We start from the raw sequence: 19,025 nt of genomic DNA, 5'->3' as shown, positions 1-19,025 counted from the left end.
TGACCAGTTCTCATATTTATAGCGGGTTTATTCACATCGAGCGGTTCACGAACCCTTGGCGGATGTGTTTAGAATGCCCCTCGTCACACTTGCCCCTGGTTCCGATCTTCGGATCAAACCGCAAGGGACGGGACCATAAAAAAACAAGAACGAGACGGGTAGCAAGATTAACGACGCGTGGCGGCTCCCGGGCCGGCTCGATGCGTGACTCGACCGTCATGAAGTTGGGGCTGCCGGGATGGCGGCGCCATGATGGGATGCCATGAATTTCATTCTTTACTCGGATGTAAACGATCACTCCATCAGTCAGAGCCTCGGTCGCCCTGAGTACAGCTATTACTTCGTGCTCAAGGCCTATCGCCCCGTGCTGGAAAGCCTGGGACCCGTGCATGTGGTGTCGTCGGTCGCAGAGGTCGATCCGCTTTATCAAACGTTGCGGCAGGCCGGACAGGACTGCTTGTTCCTTTCGTTTTCCCCCCCGCACAAGACCCCGCTCGACCTGCTGTGCCCGATGGTCTGCGTAGTGGCCTGGGAGTTCGATTCGATCCCGGCCGAGCACTGGGATGACGACCCGCGGCATGACTGGAGCCGCACGCTGGCCCGTCATGGCCGGGTGATTACCTTGTCCAGCCACACGGCCGAGGCGATCCGTCGGACGTTGGGTGAGGATTTCCCAGTGCTGGTGTTGCCCACGCCACTGTGGGAGCGTTTCGCGGCGGTTCGTGAGCAACACCCAAGCCGGCCGGTCAACCCCGGAACGACCTTGCAGATCAAGGGTTGCATCATCGACAGTCGGCCCCTCGGGTTGTCGGCGGATGGCTTGATCGCGCCGATTTTCGAAGGTGAGCCGGAACCAGAGCCTAGCGTTGATCCAGACATCGTACCGCCGCCGCTGACTTGGCGGCGGCGGGCATTCATTTCCCGTCATTACCTGCGCGAAGTCGTCCGCGCCTTCACCGGCAGGAGCGAGCAGGGCCCCGTCTGGCTGTTCAAGCACAACCTGCTGTGCTGGTATCGCGAGGCGGTCCGCGACCTGATTCCGGTGCCGGTACGCGTTGCCACCAGCCGGGTCCTGAGGGGGCCACCGCCGCCGTTAGTCGTCGAGCCCGTTCCTGAGCCCGCGCCACCGGAACATCCCCAAGCCGTCCTGCCGGACACCAGCCAGATGGCGGGAACCGACGTCAGCGGGGTGGTGTACGTCAGCGTGTTCAACCCTGATGACGGTCGCAAGAACTGGCATCAGTTGATCACCGCCTTCTGTTGGGCGCTACGCGACGTCGAAGACGCCACGCTGGTGCTGAAGATGACCCAGAACGATTTGTCGACCTACTACGTCGAGCTGCTGACGCTGCTGTCCCAGCTATCGCCATTCAGTTGCCGGGTGGTGGTGATGCACGGTTACCTGGAGGACGAACAATTCGCCCGGCTGTATGGCGCGGCGAGTTTCTACGTCAACGCGTCCCGTTGCGAAGGCCTGTGCCTGCCCCTGATGGAATTCATGTCCTGCGCGCGCCCGGCTATCGCGCCGGACCACACGGCGATGCGCGACTACATCGACGCGCAAGTGGCCTTCATCGTCAAATCCAGCCGCGAACCCACGATCTGGCCGGAAGACTCGCGCATTTTGTATCGCACCCTGCGCCATCGGCCCGACTGGGGATCATTGAAACTCGCCTATGAGCAGAGCTACGCCATGGCCAAGCAGCAGCCGCAGGCCTACCAGGCCATGGCCGTTGCCGCAAGCGAGCGGATGCGCCGCTATTGCGGGTTCGCCCCGGTGCAGCAGCGCCTGGCGGATTTCCTGGCGGCGCCAGGCTGTGATGAAGGGCTGTCGCGGGTGGCCCAGGCAGGTACCGCCTCATGTTGATCATCATTTATTCGGAAACCAACCAGAGCAACATCCTGGAAAATCTCGGCAAGCCCGAGTACAGCTATTACTTCGTGCTCAAGGAGTTCCGCCCGGTGCTGGAGCGGTTGGGGCAGGTCGTCGAAGTGACTCGACCTGACGAAGAGGTCGACGAGCTTTATGCCGATTGCCTGGGGCGCGGCGAGGATTGCGTATTCCTGTCGTTTTCACCGCCGCACCGCACCGCCGCCCACTACGCCTGTCCGACGATCCCGGTGTTTGCCTGGGAGTTCAGCACCATTCCCACCGAAAGCTGGCAGGGCGAGCCCCGGCACGATTGGCGGGTGGTCTTGGGCGCAACCGGCATGGCGATCACCCATTCCAGCTTCACGGTCAAAACCGTTCGCGAGGTGATGGGGGCGGACTTCCCCATCGCCGCCGTCGCCGCGCCGGTATGGGACCGCTTTGCCGCCCGTGGGGCGGCGCTGGCCCAGCGGCCGACAGTGGATCACATGCGCCTGCAATTGCACGGCCTGTTGATCGACAGCCGCACCACCGACCTGCGGCCGTATGGCCCACCGGCGCATCAGGCCGGTATGCCGCTGGTGCTGGACGGCCCGGCCGAGGATTGCGAGTTACTGCTGGACGGTGTGATCTACACCTCCGTGTTCAATCCTTACGACGGTCGCAAGAACTGGAAAGACATGATCAGCGCATTTTGCGCGACGTTTCGCGACGTTGCCGACGCAACCCTGGTGCTCAAGTTGACTCACCATGATGTCACCGCCGCGCTCACCGACATGCTTCACCACGTCTACAAGAACCAGTCGTACCGCTGTCGCATTGTGCTGATACACGGTTACCTGGCAGACGCGGACTACGAACGACTGGTGGAAGCCACCCGGTATGTGGTCAACAGTTCCTACGGCGAAGGGCAGTGCCTGCCGTTGATGGAGTTCATGTCTTGCGGCCGTCCGGCGATTGCGCCGCTGAACACGGCGATGGCCGACTACATCGACCCTGACAACGCCTTCATCGTGGAGTCGACCGAGGAATTGACCGCCTGGCCCCACGACCCGCGTGCCGCGTACCGCACCCTGCGGTATGTCACCGATTGGGACTCGCTGTGTTCGGCCTATCGCGCCAGTTATGACGTGGCCAAGAACGACCCCGAGCGTTATCGCCGGATGTCGGCCCACGCCGTGCGCAGCCTGGAAAAATTCTGCAGCCAGGCCAACGCCGAGCAGCGTTTGCGGGCGTTTTTCGAAGCCATACCCGAGCGGCGCCGGAACGCGCAGCAACCATGATCCGCCGATGGCTGGCCGGGCTCAGGCCACCGGTCGAACCCTCGCCACCGCCGACGGCGGCCGTTTCGCCCCGGGATGCCGGCCTCTACGACGCGATGCTCGACGGTTGGTTTTGCAGTGAAACCGGTGAGTTGCTCAAGGGCTTTGCTATCACGGCCGAGGATACTTTGCTGGATGTCGGCTGTGGCGAAGGCGTGGCGACCCTGTTTGCAATGCGCCAGGGCGCGTCCGTGATCTTTACCGACAGCGAACAGGACAAGGTGCGCGACCTCGCCCGCCAGGTCGAAGCCCAGGCCGCCGCGCCGTTCCTGGGCCTGGTCAGCAACAGCCTGCCGCTGCCCCTGGCCGATGGCTGTGCGAACAAGATCGTCTGCATGGAAGTGCTCGAGCATATCCCTGATCCAGCGCCGTTCATGGCCGAACTGGTGCGCATGGGCCGGCCCGGGGCGCAGTACCTGCTCAGCGTGCCGGCCTCGGTGGGCGAGCATTTGCAGCAAGGCATCGCGCCGCCGGGCTACTTTCAAGCGCCCAACCATGTGCAGATTTTCACTGCCGAACGATTCGCTGCGCTGGTGGAAGACGCCGGGCTGGTGATCGAGCATCGTCAGGCCAACGGATTTTTTTGGGTCATGGGCATGATTTTCTTCTGGGCTAGCGAGCGAGCGGCGGGCCGGGACCTCGAGGGGGCCGTGCGCGACCGTATCCAGGCGCCGTACCCACCGTTGATGGAGCGCTGGGCGAGCCTCTGGCAGGACTTGCTGGCGCAGCCCGACGGCTTGGCGATCAAGCAGGGGCTGGACCGGTTCATGCCCAAGAGCCAGGTCATCATCGCGCGTAAACCCGATCGTTCTTCCGGGAGTCCTTCATGAGCAGCAAGCGGATCATGGACATCGAGTTGTTGCGCGCCGTTGCGGTGATCGGCGTGTTGTTCCATCACCTGCAAGGCATGCCGTTTCCGGGCGGATGGCCGCGCCTGGCGGCCCTGGCCGACAGTTTCCAGTTGTGGTGGGGCGTGGACCTGTTCTTCGCGATTTCCGGGTTCGTCATCGGACGCAGCCTGATCCCGCAATTGCGGCGCTGCGATAACCCCCGGCAATTCTGGGCCGTCACCCGGGACTTCTGGATTCGCCGCGCGTTTCGCCTGTTGCCGTCGGCCTGGCTCTGGCTGCTGCTGGTGCTGTTCGCGGTGTTCTTCCTGAACCGCTCCGGGGCGTTTGGCAGCGTGCAGGCCAACCTGCAGGCGACGCTGGCCGGTTTCCTGCAATTCGCCAACCTGCGTTTTGCCGATGCGTTCATGCAGTATGAATACGGCGCAAGCTTCGTGTACTGGACGCTGTCGCTGGAAGAGCAGTTCTATCTGATCCTGCCGTTGCTGGTGTTCGTCTCGCGTCGCTACCTGGTGTGGGTGTTGCTGGCGGTGGTGCTGGTGCAATTCTTCACTTGGCGGGCGCTGTGGTTGTCGGTGATCCGTACCGATGCCTTGGCGCTGGGTGTGTTGTTGTCGATCTGGAGCCTGCGGCCCAGCTACTGGCGCTTCGAGCCCACGTGGTTGCGCCGCCCGCCCTTGGGCGTGCTGCTGGTGCTGGGCCTTGGCAGCGTGATGGCCGGGATCGCCACCGAGCACTTCAATTTGTCGTTCTACCGTCTCGGGGTCATTGCCGTGCTCAGCGCCGTGCTGGTCTGGGTGGCCTCGTATGATCGGGATTATCTGTTGCCCCGCGGTCGACTGAAAACGGCGCTGACTTGGGTGGGCAGTCGTTCCTATGGGATCTACCTGATCCACATCCCGGTGTTTTTCCTGCTGCGTGAGTTGTGGTTTCGTTTCGCCCCCTTGGGCTCGCCGGACCCTGCAAGCCATCCCTGGCCGGCGCTGGTGTGTGCGTTGTTATTGATCGGGCTGTTGAGCGAGCTCAATTACCGCTGGGTCGAAATGCCCATGCGCAACCGTGGTGCCCGGCTGGTTGAACGCCTGTCCGCCGCCCGAACCGTCCTTCCTCTCCCTGGAGCCCCGACATGCTGAGCCTTTTGAAGAAACTCACCACGGGCATGCCCGCGCCCGCCGAGCCGGCCGCCGAGAAAGTCGACCCGTATATGCTCGGGCTGCACGATGCGATGCTCAGCGGCTGGTTCAACCAGCGAACCGGCGAACTGTTCACGGGTTTCCCGGTGACGCCTGAAGACACGCTGCTGGACGTGGGCTGCGGCGACGGCGGCAACGTGCATTTTTGTGGAATGCGCGGGGCGAAGATCATCATTGCCGACATCGACGCGGCCAAGGTCGAAGCCACTCGCCAGCGCTTGAGCGACACCCCCGCGCGCGAAGTCGAGTGCCACGTGACCGACTGCAACCCGCTGCCGATTGCCGACGCCACGGCCACCCGGGTGGTGTCCACCGAAGTCATCGAGCACGTCGACGACCCGGCGCAATTCCTCGCCGAGCTGGTGCGGGTCGGCCAGCCCGGTGCGCTGTACCTGCTGAGCGTGCCGCACCCCAGTTCCGAAGACCTGCAAAAGGACATCGCCGCGCCGGAGTACTTCCGCAAGCCCAACCACATTCGCATCATCAGCGAAGAGCAGTTCAAGGCGATGGTCAGCGAGGCCGGCTTGGAAGTGTTGAGCCACAGCCAATACGGATTCTATTGGTCGATGTGGATGCTGTTGTTCTGGGAGGCCAAGGTCGACTTCAGCAACCCCGACCACCCGTTGCTCAATCATTGGGCCGACACCTGGCAAGCCGTGCTGAATTCGCCGCGTGGCGCGCAGATCAAGCAGGCGCTGGACGCGGTGGTGGCCAAGAGTCAGGTCATTATTGCGCGTAAGCCTGGCGCGCTCTCCTAGCAGCAAGGGCGCCTTTTGTGGCGAGGGAGTCCCCGCCGCGTCGCCGACGCTGCGCTGTCGCGCAGCAAACAAGTGCTCGGCTTAAGATTGGGTGCGCGCGGGGAAAGAGGCCGTAGCTATCACTGGTGTGTCCGCACCCGCGAGGGAGAGTGGCCGGCACGGTATCGGCGTGGAGTCGTTGTAGGCACAGCAAGCTGTGACCACGTATGAGAGAGTGAATCCGTTCGCCACCGTGTTCCCCGCGCGCCATTCAATCCTGCGAGGAATTGTCATGGCGCGCAAGAAGCAGCAGAAACGATTTGAAGTGATTCACCCTCATTGTGCCGGTATCGATATCGGCAGCCGCGAGCACTGGGTTGGCGTCAATCCCGATCAAAGCGACAAGCCTGTTCGCTGTTTTCCGGCCTTCACTGAGGATTTGGTGAGGCTGGCCGAATGGCTGGAATCGCTGAAAATCAAGGTCGTGGCGATGGAGGCCACTGGCGTTTACTGGATACCCCTGTTCGAGCTTCTCGATTCAAGGGGCTTTGAGGTGTACCTGGTCAACTCCCGTGCAACTCGTCAGATAAGCGGGCGTAAATCCGATGTTCTGGATTGCCAGTGGATCTGGCAACTCATGACCCATGGCTTACTCAGAGGTGCTTTCCGACCCGCTGATGATATTTGCTCGATGCGATCATTGGTTCGCCAGCGGGCCATGAAGGTTCGTGATCAAGCCAAGACCATCAACCGCATGCAAAAAGCCCTGACGCAGATGAATATTCAGTTAGCCAATGTCATCAGCAATATTGCTGGCGTGACAGGGATGAAAATCATCAAGGCCATCATCGATGGCGAGCGTGACCCTCAAGTCTTGGCCAACTTCCGAGACGGCCGTATCAAGGCCGATCACCAAACCATTGCCCGCAGCCTGCACGGTAACTGGCGAGTCGAGCATCTGCATGCTTTGGCTCAGGAGGTGGCTGCTCATGATTTCCTTGAGAAGCAGATTGCCGAATGTGATCAGGCCATCACTCAGGCACTTGATCGACTCCCAGTGCTGAACCATGAGCCCCCGCAACCCACCAAGCCACTGCGTAGCCCGCATCGCTCGGCAGATGAACAGGCCAGCTTGCACCAGGCACTTGTGAGAATCATGGGCGTGGACCTGACCGCGATTCCCACCATCGGAATCGAATCTGCCTTGGTTCTGGCGAGCGAAGTCGGACCTGATTTGTCGCGTTTTCCGACTGAGCAACATTTCAGTTCTTGGTTGGGGGTAGCGCCCTCAACCCGAATATCGGGGGGAAAACCCTTGCCCGGTCATGTCCCCAAGGTATTTAACCGGGCGGCACAAGCGTTGAAGCAGGCGGCCTCTAGCGCCCGCACCGATAAAAGTTTTATCGGTGCCAGTCACCGCGCCCGATTGGCTCGCATGGATACGGCCTGCGCCATTAAGGCTACGGCTCACCAGCTGGCCCGCCTGATCTACGCCATGCTGACCAAGGGACAGCCTTACGTGGCGCAGGATATGGACGAGTACGAGGCCAAAAGTCGTGATCGTCAGCTTAGAGCCTTACAGCGTAAGGCTACAAAGCTGGGTGTTCGATTGGTCGCGGCTTAAAAAGCTTTGGAGAACAAGGGGATGGATTTTGTTTGATGAGAGCTTGCTCCCGCTGGGTTGCGAAGCGACCCCCATTCGGTGGGCGCTGCGCACCCAAGCGGGAGCAAGCTCCCTCGCCACAGATATTCGCCAGGATCCGGGGGGCGTAATCTGCCAGACTTTTATGGATGGTAAGGCTTCATGACGTTTCTTTCCCGGCTCACCCTGGCCCTCGCCGCGTTGCTTCTAGGGGGCTGCGAACAATCCCCGGCGCCGGCCCTCGATCAACAACTCTATATCTGGCAACGCCAATGGACGCCGGCCCACGGGCTGGCGCTGCGCCAAAGCCAGGGTGACTTTTCCACGCTGCGGGTGCTGGCGTTGCAGGCGTTCCCCGGGGCGGGCTGGCGTCGTGCGCGGATCGATCCGGCCTTGGTCAAGGCGGACGGTCGTCCGCTGATCGCCGTGATTCGCCTGGACGGCCAGCTCAAGGCCCTGGACCAGGACGAAGTCATCGGGCAAATCCAGCAAGTGCTGGGCGATTGGCAAGCCCAAGGCCTGACCCCGGTGGGCGTGGAGATCGACCACGATGCTGGCAATGCGCGGTTGCCGGCCTATGGACAATTCCTCGGCCAACTGCGGCACAGCCTGCCGGCCAATCTGCGGCTCAGCATCACGGCGCTACCGGCCTGGCTCGACAGCCCCGCATTGCCGGGGTTGCTGGAAGCGGTGGACAGCAGCGTGCTGCAGGTCCACGCGGTGAGTGATCCACGGCAAGGCCTGTTCGATCCGAAACAGGCCCGACGCTGGGCACAACGCTGGGGTGAACTCACCTCGCGACCGTTTTACCTGGCCCTGCCGGCCTACGGCGTGGCGCTGCTGACCCAGGAGAGCGGCATGCCGGTGGTGGAAAGCGAAGTGCCGATCGATCGCGGCGGCGAGCGTCAGGAGTTGCTGGCCGATCCGCAACAAGTGGCCGGGCTTGCGGCAGATTTGCGGGCGGACCCGCCGCAACATCTTGCCGGGCTGATCTGGTTTCGCCTGCCCCTGGCCGGGGACCGACGGGCATGGAGCCTGACCACCCTCGGTGCTGTCGCTCGGGGCGATCATCTGGACAGTCGCCTGGCGTTGCAGTGGGAGCAGCAGGACGGCTTGTACGATATCCGCCTGGTCAACCAGGGCAATCTTGACAGTCCCTGGCCCCAGCGCCTGACGCTGACGGTCGGCGCCTGTGACGGTGTCGATGCCTTGGCCGGTTATACGTTGCAACAAACCCCCGGACTGCTTACCTTCACCCGCATTCAGGAAGGCCGCTTGGCGGCGGGTAGCCAACGGGCAATCGGCTGGGCGCGCTGTACGAAAATCGACCAAGGAGGTTTCAATGTTTACCCGTGAGTGGCCTCGTCATCTGCTGTGCCTGAGCCTGTGCCTGCCGTTGGGCCCGGCGCTGGCCTGCGGGCCGGATTTCCCGATGCGCCTGCTGGATAACCGCGCCCAGACGCTGGCGGAATTGCCCGAAGGCAGCTTTCGCTTCGAGGTCAGCCGTCTCGGCCAGGCGATTGCCGGGCTCAAGCCGGCCACCGAGGCGACGCGCAACCCGGACTACAGCTATGACGACCTGCCTTCCTACGTGGAGCAACGCACCAAGGCCGAACAGATTGGCCTGACCCCGCCGCAACAAGCGGTGGTGGAGCGCTTGCGCGCGTTGACTGACATCGACCAGGTGGCGGCTGAAGCGGCGAATCTGCCGGACGAGCTGCGCCTGTATGCGCTCGGCGCGGCGGCTTTTAATGTCGGTGAACATCAGCGCGCCGTGGAGGCCTTCCAGCAATTGCTGGCATTGCCCGCTGATCAACGTCGGTTGCGCAGCACCTGGGCCGCGTATTCCCTGGGACGGGCCTTGTTCGCCGTGAGCACCGAGGCGGGCAGTGGCGACCCCGTGGCCTTGCAGGACCAGGCGCGCGCAGCGTTTCGCCAGGCCCGGGAAATGAGCATTGCCGGCTTCAGCGATCCGTTGGAACTGGGTATTGCCAGCCTCGGTGAAGAAGCCCGGGTGGCCTACACCGCAGACGACTGGGACAGCGCCATCGGCCTGTACGCGATCCAGAACCTGCAAGGCTCACCGGTCGGCTACAGCTCGTTGCTGCAATTGGCACAAGGCTTGAGCGTCCAGCCAGATGAACGCTTGAGTGAATTGCTCAAGACCAAGTCGGTGCAACGGCTGGTCACCGCCTATCTGCTCAGCCGCGTCGGCTGGTGGGACGGTGAAGAACCTTCGGGTGAGAAAAGGCTGGTCAAGCTGTTACAGGCCAACGCTCGGGACAACCTGGACGATGCCGACCGTTTGGCGGCGGTGAGTTACCAGCACGGCGATTACGCCAGCGCCCAGGCATTTGTGCAAAAGGCTGCCGACACAGGCCTGGCCTGGTGGGTGCGCGCCAAGCTGGCCTTGCGCGAAGGCGACAAGGTGGCCGCGGCGGCAGCTTATGCCAAGGCTGCCCAGGCCTTTCCGAACGATGAGTCCTGGGGCAACCGTCGCACACCGGATTGGAACTACGAGTCGGTGCAACCCAAGTGCCGGGTCGAGGGTGAAAGCGCAATCCTGGCCTTGCAGCGCGGTGATTATCTGCAAGCCTTCGATCAGCTCTATCGCGGCCAGGGCAACTATTGGTATGACGCCGCCGCCGTCGCTGAGCGGGTGCTCACGGTGGAGGAGCTCAAGCAGTACGTCGACGCCCAAGTCCCGGCGCCACCGGCGTTGAGCCAGGCGGATCGAGACAACTACGTGCCGCTGCCCGTGGCCGCGAGCCTGCGCAATCTGCTGGGTCGGCGTTTGCTGAGGGAAGGGCGCTTTGATGAGGCGCCGGCTTATTTCGATAACCCGGACCTGCAGAACAAGGCCCGTGCCTATGGGCAGTTGCGCCAGGACGCGGAGTCCAAATGGTGGCCAACCCGGCGGGCCGAGGCGTATTTCGATGCGTCCCGGATGGCGCGTAAATGGGGCATGGAACTGCTCGGCTATGAGATGGCGCCGGATTACGCCAGCCTGGGCGGCAACTACAGCCTGGAACCGGTCGAGCTGAAGGTCGGGCCGCTGGTGGCCGAAGGTGAAGTGCAACGCCAGCAGGCCAGCGCCGCGCAGCCGGACGTGCGTTATCACTATCGGTTTGTCGCTACGGCGCTGGCGAGCCAAGCGGCGGATTATCTGCCCCATACCAGCCAGGCGTTTGCGGCGGTGCTGTGCAAAGCCGTGGGATACAACTCCAGCCTTGAAGAGCAAAGCGTGTTGTACCAGCGTTATGTGAAGGACGGTCCGTATGTGGTTTGGGCCGGGGATTTCGGCCATCAATGCCAGGAACCGGATTTCAGCTCGGCGAACAAACGCTACGTGACCCAGGCCTTGGACCCGATCCGCTCGACGCTGCGGCCTTACAAGGTTTGGCTGCAAGTGGGCGGGGCCGTGCTGGTGGTGGCGATGGCGTTGGGGCTGATCAGCCGGCGCCGGCGCAAGGCGCGGATGTCGGCCAGCTAAACTAACGGCCAGCCGAGCACAAATTGTGGCGAGGGAGCTTGCTCCCGCTCGGCTGCGCAGCAGCCGTCATTTTGCGAGTCCGCTGCCTGACCTGGGAAACGATGGGGAGCGCTTCGCGGTCCAGCGGGAGCAAGCTCCCTCGCCACAAAAGATTGTTCGCTCCAGCTTTGCGTTGTTCCTACATCTGCGTCGCCATCCCCTCCACGTTCATGGCCGCCTGGCGCAACGCCTCCGAGCGGGTAGGGTGGGGGTGGCAGGTCAGGGCAATATCCTCGGCCGAGGCGCTGAACTCCATGGCCACGCAGTACTCACCGATCATCTCGCTGACGCTCGGGCCCACCAGGTGCACGCCAAGGATTTCATCGGTGCGTTCATCGGCCAGGACCTTGGCGAACCCTTCGGTCTCGTGGTTGATCTTGGCCCGGCTGTTGGCGGTGAACGGAAACTTGCCGACCTTGTAGGTCCGGCCTTCAGCCTTGAGTTGTTCCTCGGTCTTGCCGACGCTGGCCAGTTCCGGACGGGTGTAGATGACGCTGGGGATCAGCCCATAATTGACCTCGGCGGCCTTGCCGGCGATCTGTTCGATGCAGGCCATGGCTTCGTCTTCAGCCTTGTGGGCCAGCATCGGTCCGGCCGTCACGTCGCCAATCACCCAGACGCCGGGCGCTTCGGTGCGGTGACGCTGGTTGGCGAGCATGCCGCGTTTGTCGGTGCTCAACCCGACGTTCTCCAGTCCCAGCCCTTGCGTGTAGGGCCGACGACCGATGGCGACCAGCACATAGTCGGCGTCCAGGGTCTGTGCTTCTCCGCCTGCCGCCGGTTCGACCTGCAATTGCACGCCGCTGGCCGAAGAAGCGGCGCCGGTGACCTTCGCACTCAACTTGAATTGGATGCCTTGTTTAGCCAAGGCCCGTTGCAAGGTCTTGCCAGCTTCGGCGTCCACGCCCGGGCAGATGCGATCCAGGTATTCCACCACGGTGACCTGGGCGCCCAGGCGCCGCCAGACCGAGCCCAGTTCCAGGCCGATCACGCCGGCGCCGATCACCACCAGATGCCGGGGCACCTCACCCAGGGACAAGGCACCGGTGGAGTCGAGGATGCGTTGGTTATCGATGGTCACGCCCGGCAGCGACATGGGCTCCGAGCCGGTGGCGATGACGATGTCCTTGGCGCTCAGTTCGGTCTTGGTCCCATCGTCAGCGGTGACGGTCACCTTGCCCGGCCCGTCGATGTGGCTCCAACCTTTGATCCAGTCGACTTTGTTCTTGCGAAACAGAAACTCGATGCCTTTGGTCAGGCTCGCCACGCTGTCGTCTTTCTGCTTCATCATTTGCGCAAGGTTGAGGGTGGGGCTGACCTCAATGCCCAGGTTGGCGAACTCCGCGCCCGTGGCCGCTTCGTACAGTTCCGAGGCATGCAGCAGCGCCTTGGAGGGCATGCAACCAACGTTCAGGCAGGTGCCGCCCAGGGTGGCTCGACCTTCGACGCAGGCGGCCTTCAGTCCCAACTGCCCGGCCCGAATCGCCGCGTTATACCCGCCAGGGCCGCCGCCCAGAATGACCACGTCGTAGTTGCTCATCGCTGTTCTCCCGCTTGGCCTGATAAAAAATTATGGCTGTAATATGAGCGTTTCCAGAGATTTCGGTCAAGGCTTAAGTCAAGCGGCCAGCGGGGGCCTTGCCATGAAGAATTCAAAACGGAAATTTCACAGCAATCGTTATAAGGTAACGACCTATAACAGCGTGTCGGTGGCGTCTGCCCACGGGCCCGGATTTTGATCGCCACAAGAGCTGGGGTGGTATGCAAGTCGATCTAGCTATCGAGGGGGCACAAGTCGCCGAATGGCCGCGTTTTCAGCGAGCGTCGTTCCAAGGGCGCCGCTTGAAACGGATCGCCTTCGCCTTGGGAAGCGTGGCGGGCGTGGGCCTGGTACTGGCGTTTTTTATCGGGGTGTTTTCGCCGCAATCGCTATGGCCAGCCTTGTTGGTCAGCCAAAGTGCGGGGCTACTGGTGCTGGTGGCAGGCTTGCAATCGGCCTGGTGGGTAACGTTATGGCGCAGCAAAGCGCTGTTGCCGGTTGTGGATAACCTGCCGATTGAAAACGTGCCTGTTGATAACCTGGGTTGGTATGAGCGGTTGCTGGACCGCATCGGCGCACGCTCGGTCGGCCTGCTCAAGCAAATCGGTGCGCCTACGCTGTGGCTGGCCGGTTGGGCGGTGCTGGCATTATTGAGCCTGGAGCAAGCCTGGGACTTGCAACTGCCCGCCGCCGTCCTCGGGGTCTCGGCCAGTGTGGGGGCGGTGCTGTCGTTGTTGTTGGCGTTCGGGTTATTGGTATTCGAGCGGCAATTGGCTCAGCAATCCACGGCGCAATGGCCGGAAGCGCCGGCGCTGGCGCAACTGACCCGAGTGGCGATCATCGTGCTGGTGCTCGGCGCCTTGTGCTTGCTGTTCGCCACCGAAACGTCGCTCTGGCCGATGCGCCTGGCGGTACTGATGGGGCTATTGCCGGGGCTGGTGGCGGCGGAGTTGTTGCTGCGCGCGGTGCTGTCCTTATTCATTCCGCGCCGGGACAGCCTGGAACCGACGCTGTTGGGGCGCAGCGTCATCGCCGATCTGCTGCGCTGGCCGCCGCAACCGTTGCTGGCCTTGCAGCATGAGCTGCACAACCGTTTTGGCATCGACCTGCGCCAGATCTGGGCCTTCAGCTACATGCGCCGGGCTTTTTTGCCGGTGTTGGCGCTGGTGGCGCTGGTGGGCTGGTTGTTGACGGGCGTACATGAGGTGCCGCTGCAAGGGCGGGGCATCTATGAGCGTTTCGGTAAACCGGTAGAAGTATTCGGTCCCGGTTTGCACGTCGCGTTGCCTTGGCCGTGGGGCAGGGTGCTCAACGTCGAGAACGGTGTTGTGCATGAACTGGCGACCAGCGTCGCGGATAACCGGGCGGTGGTCGAGGCTGCGCCGGCGGAAGGCCCGGCGCCGGCCATTGCCAATCGGTTGTGGGACGCCAGCCATGTGAACGACAAGTCCCAGGTCATTGCCAGCCGTCGTGCCAACCAACAGAGCTTCCAGATCGTCAACATGGACGTGCGGTTTGTCTATCGCATCGGCCTGACTGACGCCGCGGCATTGGCGGCGACCTACAACAGCGCCGATGTGCCAACGCTGATCCGCAGCACCGCTAGCCGCATCCTGGTGCATGAATTTGCTTCGCGCACGTTGGATGGTTTGCTGGGTGCGGACCGTGTCAGTCTGGCCGACGAAATTGGTCGCGCCGTGCAGGCGGATTTGCAGTCGCTCGACAGCGGTGTGGAAATCCTGGCGACGGTGGTGGAGGCGATTCATCCGCCGGCCGGTGCAGCCAATGCCTACCACGGCGTGCAGGCAGCGCAGATCGGCGCCCAAGCATTGATCGCCCGGGAGCGTGGTGCGGCGGCGGAACAGACCAACCAAGCGCAGTTGCAGGCCAGCATCGCCCATGACCAGGCCACTGCCACCGCCCAGGAAATCAACGCGACCGCCCACGCTGCCGATTTGCGTTTCAGCGCCGACCGCAAAGCCTACGCCACGGCGGGGCACGCTTTTATGCTGGAACACTATCTGAGCCAACTGAGCCAGGGCCTCGGCAATGCCCAGTTGTTGATTCTCGATCATCGCCTGGGCGGCAGCAGCAACGCGCCGACCATCGACTTGCGTACCTTCACGCTGCCGGCCGACCCCGCGTCGCCGCGTAACCCTGCCTCACCAGGAGCTGCCCATTGAGCCAGTCCTCTTCACACGGTCACCACGACCACGCCGGTCACGATCACGGCCATGGCGGTCATCACCACGGCCATCATCACCACCATCACGGCGATCCGCAGCAAGCCGGTCCGTTTCCTTGGCGACGGATGGGCTGGGCGGTGTTGCTGGTGACGTTCGCCGTCGCGGCCGCGAGCCTGGTGCAGGTGCGTTCGGGGGAGGCCACGGTCATCACCCGTTTCGGTAATCCGGCCCGGGTGTTGCTGCAACCCGGCCTGGGGTGGCGCTGGCCGGCGCCGTTCGAGGCGGCGATACCGGTGGACCTGCGATTACGTACCACATCCAGCGGCCTGCAGGACGTCGGCACTCGCGACGGACTGCGGATCATCGTCCAGGCGTATGTGGCTTGGCAGGTGCAGGGTGATCCGGACAACGTGCAGCGTTTCATGCGCGCAGTGCAGAACCAACCGGACGAAGCGGCGCGACAGATCCGCACGTTTGTCGGCTCGGCGCTGGAAACCACGGCCGCCAGTTTCGACTTGGCGAACCTGGTCAACACCGATGCCAGCCAGGTGCGCATCGCCGATTTCGAAGCCCAGCTGCGTCAGCAGATCGATCAACAATTGCTCACTACTTACGGCGTGCGTGTGTTGCAAGTCGGCATCGAGCGCTTGACCTTGCCCTCTGTGACACTGACCGCAACGGTGGATCGCATGCGAGCCGAGCGCGAGACGATCGCCACCGAGCGCACCGCCATCGGCAAGCGGGAAGCGGCGCAGATTCGCTCCGCCGCGGAACGTGATGCCCGCGTGATGCAAGCGGATGCGACGGTGAAAGCTGCCGATATCGAAGCGCAGTCCCGGGTAGAAGCGGCCGAGATTTATGGTCGGGCATACGCTGGTTCCCCGCAGCTCTACAACTTGCTCCGTTCGCTGGACACCTTGGGCACCATCGTCGGCCCTGGCACCAAGCTCATTTTGCGCACCGATGCCGCGCCATTCCGTGTGCTAGTGGACGGCCCTGCTTCCGTGGAAGGCAAAGGTGGAACACAACCATGAGTGTGGTTCCACGTGGAACAAACGAGTTATCCAGTCCGTGGATCCAGGCCGGGCGCCTGGCGTTCCTGGCGCTTTACGCCGTGACGGTGTTGGCGGCGTTGGCTTGGGTCTTTTCCAATGTGCGGCAAATCGATCCGCAGAATCGCGCGGTGGTCCTGCACTTTGGCGCCTTGGATCGAGTCCAGAATGCCGGTCTCTTACTGGCGTGGCCGCGTCCCGTGGAACAAGTGATCCTGCTGCCTGCCGCGGATCGGGTGCTTGAGCGGCGGGTGGAAAATCTGCTGCGCTCGGATGCGGCCTTGCAAGCCGATCGTGTCGCCAGTTTCGCCACGCCGGTCAGCGATGCGTTGGCCGGTTCTGGTTATTTATTGACCGGTGATGCCGGCGTGGTGCAACTGGATGTGCGCGTGTTTTACAAAGTCACCGACCCTTACGCTTTCGTCTTGCAAGACGAACACGTCCTGCCGGCACTGGATCGGCTGACGACTCGCAGTGCCGTGGCGCTGACGGCGGCCCGGGACCTCGACACTATTCTGGTGGCTCGCCCCGAACTGATGGGCAGCGATAACCAGGCCGCCGAACGGCGCGAGCGCTTGCGGGGTGATCTGGTGCAAGGCATCAACCGACGCTTGGCTGATTTGGCGGCGACGGGGCAGGGGCTGGGTATCGAAGTGGTGCGGGTCGATGTGCAATCGAGTCTGCCGGGACCGGCGGTGAGTGCGTTCAACGCGGTCCTGACCGCCAGCCAGCAGGCCGACAAAGCCGTTGCCAACGCCCGCACCGAAGCGGAAAAACTCACCCAGGCCGCTCGCCAAGACGCAGACCGTGCCGTGCAAGTCGCTCACGCCCAGGCCAGCGAACGGCTCGCCAAGGCTTCGGCCGACACGGCCACGGTGCTCGGCCTGGCGAAGACCCAAGGCAGTGATCCGCAAATGCTGCTGCGCCTGTATCGCGAACGCATGCCTGCCATCCTTCGACAGGCCGGTTCTGTGACCACGGTCGACCCGAAAGACGATTCTCGTCTGATCATTCAGGGAGCTGGCCAATGAGCGCCCAAACCCCCGCAGCACCGATATTGTCCTCGGCGGAACAACGCACCGCTGCTCGGCAATTGACCTTGGCAATGGTCGCCCTCGGCTTGCTCGCATTGGGCCTGGCATGGCGCGGCTGGTCGCCGGAGCAGAGCGGTGTCAGCCAACTGCTGTTGGGGGTCGCCTCGCTGCTGGTGGCCGTGCCGGTGATGCGTTCGGCCTGGTACAGCTTGCGTTACCCAAGCCTGCACGGGATCACTGACCAACTGATCGCCCTGGCGATGCTCGGCGCCTGGGCCACTGGCGATCTGCTGACGGCGGCGTTACTGCCGATCATCATGATCTTCGGTCATGTGCTGGAAGAGCGCAGTGTCATTGGTTCCCAGGAAGCGATCCATGCCCTTGGCCAATTGACCCGCAGCCAAGGTCGCAAAGTGCAGGCCGATGGCTCGATCATTGATGTCGACAACGCGACTCTCCAGCCTGGCGATGTCGTCGAGGTGCGCGCCGGCGACCGAGTGCCGGCCGATGGCCGGGTATTGTCCGGCCAGGCCAGCCTCGACACCGCGCCCATCACCGGTGAATCGGTGCCGCTGGAGGCAGTCGTTGGCACCGAGATCTATGGCGGAGCGATCAATCTGGACGGCCTGCTGCGCCTGGAAGTGACCCGCACCGGCGAAGCGTCCACCCTGGGCAAAGTCATTGCCCTGATGCAAAACGCCGAACGTTCCAAGCCACCCATTACCCGTTTGTTGGAGCGCTATGCCGGCAGCTACTTGGTACTGGTGCTGTTGCTGGCAGCCGTGACCTGGTTCGTCACCAACGATGCCCAGGCGATGTTGGCGGTATTGGTGGCGGCGTGTCCTTGCGCGTTGGTGCTGTCGGCGCCAGCCACGGCCATTGCCGGCATTGCGGTGGCGGCGCGCCACGGGATTCTGATCCGCAGCTCGGCCTTCCTGGAAGAGCTGGCGGACCTGACCTCATTGGTGGTCGATAAGACCGGCACCTTGACCTACGGCGTGCTGCGCCTGCAATCCATCGAACGTGCCCAGGATGCCCACGCATCGTTGTTGCTGCCATTGGCCGCCAGCCTGGGTTCGGCCAGCAGTCATCCGGTCAGTCGTGCATTGGCGGGGTTGGTGGAACAGGAAAACGGCCTGCCGCTGTCGGATATCCGTGAGCGCCAAGGGTTGGGTGTGGTCGCCATGACCGCACAGGGTGAAGCGGCCCTCGGTCGGCCGGAATTGTTTACACAACTGGGCATTCAAACATCGGCGATCCCTGAGCACGACGGTCCGATTGCCGGGCTGGCCTTGGACGGGCAATTTCTTGCCTGGCTGTTGCTGGCCGACAGCGTCAAGCCGGAGGCGCAGATGGCCATGGCTGAACTGCGGGACTTGGGTCTGGGCCGCCAGCTGCTGTTGACCGGCGACCGTCAGAGCGTGGCTGCGACCCTGGCCCGGGACGTCGGCATCAGCGAGGTGCAAGCCCAGGCCTTGCCGGAAGACAAACTTGAACGGGTCATGGCTGAAATCGACCATGGGTTCCGCCCCATGGTGGTAGGCGATGGCATCAACGATTCCCTGGCGCTCAAGGCCGGGGTGGTAGGTGTGGCCATGGGCGCGGGCGGTGCCGACATCGCCCTGGCGTCGGCGGACATCGTGTTGATCGGCAGCGACCTGCGGCGCCTCGGCACCTGCGTGCGGTTGAGTCGCCAGTGCCGTCGCACGTTGCAGGTCAACGTGATCATTGGCTTGGGTTGGACGTTGGCCATCGTTGCGTTTGCCGCTTTCGGTTGGCTTGGCGCGGCGGGGGCAATGATCGCAGCGTTGCTGCACAATTTGAGTACGCTGCTAGTCTTGGGTAATGCCGGGCGCTTGCTGCGCTTCCATGAGCCATTGCTCAAGGTCCAAGCGAAAGGCACCGTTGGATAGCTCCAGGCGAACTGTGCGTTCCACGCGCAGTCTGCTGTTGGAGAGGGCATACCGCCGCGGGACTTACCCGTCACAGGGAGTGTTATGGGACAGCGATAGAAAAAGGCTATAAATTCGATAGCCAGCTATTTTTCTAACATGGTCTACCCTCATTTC

At 62.9% G+C, this 19,025-nt stretch carries 13 protein-coding genes; 12 read left to right on the top strand and 1 reads right to left on the bottom strand.

What is annotated here, in order from left to right:
• Nucleotides 1-262: 262 nt before the first annotated feature.
• The 8 genes from ACLH0I_RS00685 (at nt 263) to ACLH0I_RS00650 (ending at nt 11,105) form a co-directional block, all read left to right on the top strand.
• Complete coding sequence (locus tag ACLH0I_RS00685) at nt 263-1,867, top strand: glycosyltransferase (protein WP_411386019.1); 1,605 nt, start codon at nt 263-265, stop codon at nt 1,865-1,867.
• The gene (locus tag ACLH0I_RS00680; protein WP_411386018.1) at nt 1,861-3,153 is read left to right on the top strand and encodes a glycosyltransferase; all 1,293 of its coding nucleotides are present in this window, start codon (nt 1,861-1,863) and stop codon (nt 3,151-3,153) included. The genes ACLH0I_RS00685 and ACLH0I_RS00680 overlap by 7 nt, the downstream gene beginning before the upstream one ends.
• Nucleotides 3,150-4,022 (top strand): class I SAM-dependent methyltransferase, encoded by an 873-nt coding sequence (locus tag ACLH0I_RS00675; protein WP_411386017.1) that lies wholly within the window; start codon nt 3,150-3,152, stop codon nt 4,020-4,022. The genes ACLH0I_RS00680 and ACLH0I_RS00675 overlap by 4 nt, the downstream gene beginning before the upstream one ends.
• Nucleotides 4,019-5,173, top strand: coding sequence for an acyltransferase family protein (locus ACLH0I_RS00670; protein ID WP_411386016.1), 1,155 nt, complete (start codon nt 4,019-4,021; stop codon nt 5,171-5,173). The genes ACLH0I_RS00675 and ACLH0I_RS00670 overlap by 4 nt, the downstream gene beginning before the upstream one ends.
• Nucleotides 5,167-5,991, top strand: a complete 825-nt coding sequence (locus tag ACLH0I_RS00665) for a class I SAM-dependent methyltransferase (protein ID WP_411386015.1) — start codon at nt 5,167-5,169, stop codon at nt 5,989-5,991. The genes ACLH0I_RS00670 and ACLH0I_RS00665 overlap by 7 nt, the downstream gene beginning before the upstream one ends.
• 271 nt (nt 5,992-6,262) lie before the next feature.
• Nucleotides 6,263-7,594, top strand: a complete 1,332-nt coding sequence (locus tag ACLH0I_RS00660; protein ID WP_411384783.1) for an IS110 family transposase — start codon at nt 6,263-6,265, stop codon at nt 7,592-7,594.
• Nucleotides 7,595-7,774: 180 nt separating this feature from the next.
• Complete coding sequence (locus ACLH0I_RS00655) at nt 7,775-8,968, top strand: DUF3142 domain-containing protein (protein WP_411386014.1); 1,194 nt, start codon at nt 7,775-7,777, stop codon at nt 8,966-8,968.
• Complete coding sequence (locus ACLH0I_RS00650) at nt 8,955-11,105, top strand: hypothetical protein (protein ID WP_411386013.1); 2,151 nt, start codon at nt 8,955-8,957, stop codon at nt 11,103-11,105. Before ACLH0I_RS00655 ends, ACLH0I_RS00650 begins: the two co-directional genes overlap by 14 nt.
• Before the next feature lie 178 nt (nt 11,106-11,283).
• Here the strand turns inward: ACLH0I_RS00650 and lpdA are convergent, their stop codons facing one another.
• Complete coding sequence (gene lpdA / locus ACLH0I_RS00645) at nt 11,284-12,684, bottom strand: dihydrolipoyl dehydrogenase (RefSeq protein ID WP_411386012.1); 1,401 nt, start codon at nt 12,682-12,684, stop codon at nt 11,284-11,286.
• A 221-nt stretch (nt 12,685-12,905) separates the two neighbouring features.
• On the opposite strand from lpdA, the gene ACLH0I_RS00640 reads away from it, so the two are divergent.
• The 4 genes from ACLH0I_RS00640 to ACLH0I_RS00625 are packed head-to-tail and all read left to right on the top strand — an operon-like array spanning nt 12,906 to nt 18,869.
• Nucleotides 12,906-14,867 carry an SPFH domain-containing protein gene (locus ACLH0I_RS00640; protein ID WP_411386011.1) on the top strand — a complete coding sequence of 654 codons (1,962 nt, stop codon included), beginning with the start codon at nt 12,906-12,908 and terminating at the stop codon, nt 14,865-14,867.
• Nucleotides 14,864-15,904 (top strand): protease modulator HflC, encoded by a 1,041-nt coding sequence (hflC, locus tag ACLH0I_RS00635; protein ID WP_411386010.1) that lies wholly within the window; start codon nt 14,864-14,866, stop codon nt 15,902-15,904. The genes ACLH0I_RS00640 and hflC overlap by 4 nt, the downstream gene beginning before the upstream one ends.
• Nucleotides 15,901-16,953, top strand: coding sequence for a protease modulator HflK (hflK, locus tag ACLH0I_RS00630; protein ID WP_411386009.1), 1,053 nt, complete (start codon nt 15,901-15,903; stop codon nt 16,951-16,953). The genes hflC and hflK overlap by 4 nt, the downstream gene beginning before the upstream one ends.
• Complete coding sequence (locus tag ACLH0I_RS00625; protein WP_411386008.1) at nt 16,950-18,869, top strand: heavy metal translocating P-type ATPase; 1,920 nt, start codon at nt 16,950-16,952, stop codon at nt 18,867-18,869. Before hflK ends, ACLH0I_RS00625 begins: the two co-directional genes overlap by 4 nt.
• Nucleotides 18,870-19,025 lie beyond the last annotated feature (156 nt).

This window comes from Pseudomonas sp. MPB03, assembly GCF_046605385.1.
GTDB lineage: Bacteria > Pseudomonadota > Gammaproteobacteria > Pseudomonadales > Pseudomonadaceae > Aquipseudomonas > Aquipseudomonas zanjanensis.
This window is presented reverse-complemented; position numbering and strand designations above follow the sequence as displayed.

What these genes read in the sequence shown, in the direction of transcription:
- ACLH0I_RS00650 (WP_411386013.1), top strand. Translation starts at nt 8,955, where the DNA reads ATGTTTACCCGTGAGTGGCCTCGTCATCTGCTGTGCCTGAGCCTGTGC.
- ACLH0I_RS00625 (WP_411386008.1), top strand. Translation starts at nt 16,950, where the DNA reads ATGAGCGCCCAAACCCCCGCAGCACCGATATTGTCCTCGGCGGAACAA.
- ACLH0I_RS00685 (WP_411386019.1), top strand. Translation starts at nt 263, where the DNA reads ATGAATTTCATTCTTTACTCGGATGTAAACGATCACTCCATCAGTCAG.
- ACLH0I_RS00665 (WP_411386015.1), top strand. Translation starts at nt 5,167, where the DNA reads ATGCTGAGCCTTTTGAAGAAACTCACCACGGGCATGCCCGCGCCCGCC.
- hflK (WP_411386009.1), top strand. Translation starts at nt 15,901, where the DNA reads ATGAGTGTGGTTCCACGTGGAACAAACGAGTTATCCAGTCCGTGGATC.
- lpdA (WP_411386012.1), bottom strand. Translation starts at nt 12,684, where the DNA reads ATGAGCAACTACGACGTGGTCATTCTGGGCGGCGGCCCTGGCGGGTAT.
- ACLH0I_RS00670 (WP_411386016.1), top strand. Translation starts at nt 4,019, where the DNA reads ATGAGCAGCAAGCGGATCATGGACATCGAGTTGTTGCGCGCCGTTGCG.
- ACLH0I_RS00675 (WP_411386017.1), top strand. Translation starts at nt 3,150, where the DNA reads ATGATCCGCCGATGGCTGGCCGGGCTCAGGCCACCGGTCGAACCCTCG.
- ACLH0I_RS00640 (WP_411386011.1), top strand. Translation starts at nt 12,906, where the DNA reads ATGCAAGTCGATCTAGCTATCGAGGGGGCACAAGTCGCCGAATGGCCG.
- ACLH0I_RS00680 (WP_411386018.1), top strand. Translation starts at nt 1,861, where the DNA reads ATGTTGATCATCATTTATTCGGAAACCAACCAGAGCAACATCCTGGAA.
- ACLH0I_RS00655 (WP_411386014.1), top strand. Translation starts at nt 7,775, where the DNA reads ATGACGTTTCTTTCCCGGCTCACCCTGGCCCTCGCCGCGTTGCTTCTA.
- ACLH0I_RS00660 (WP_411384783.1), top strand. Translation starts at nt 6,263, where the DNA reads ATGGCGCGCAAGAAGCAGCAGAAACGATTTGAAGTGATTCACCCTCAT.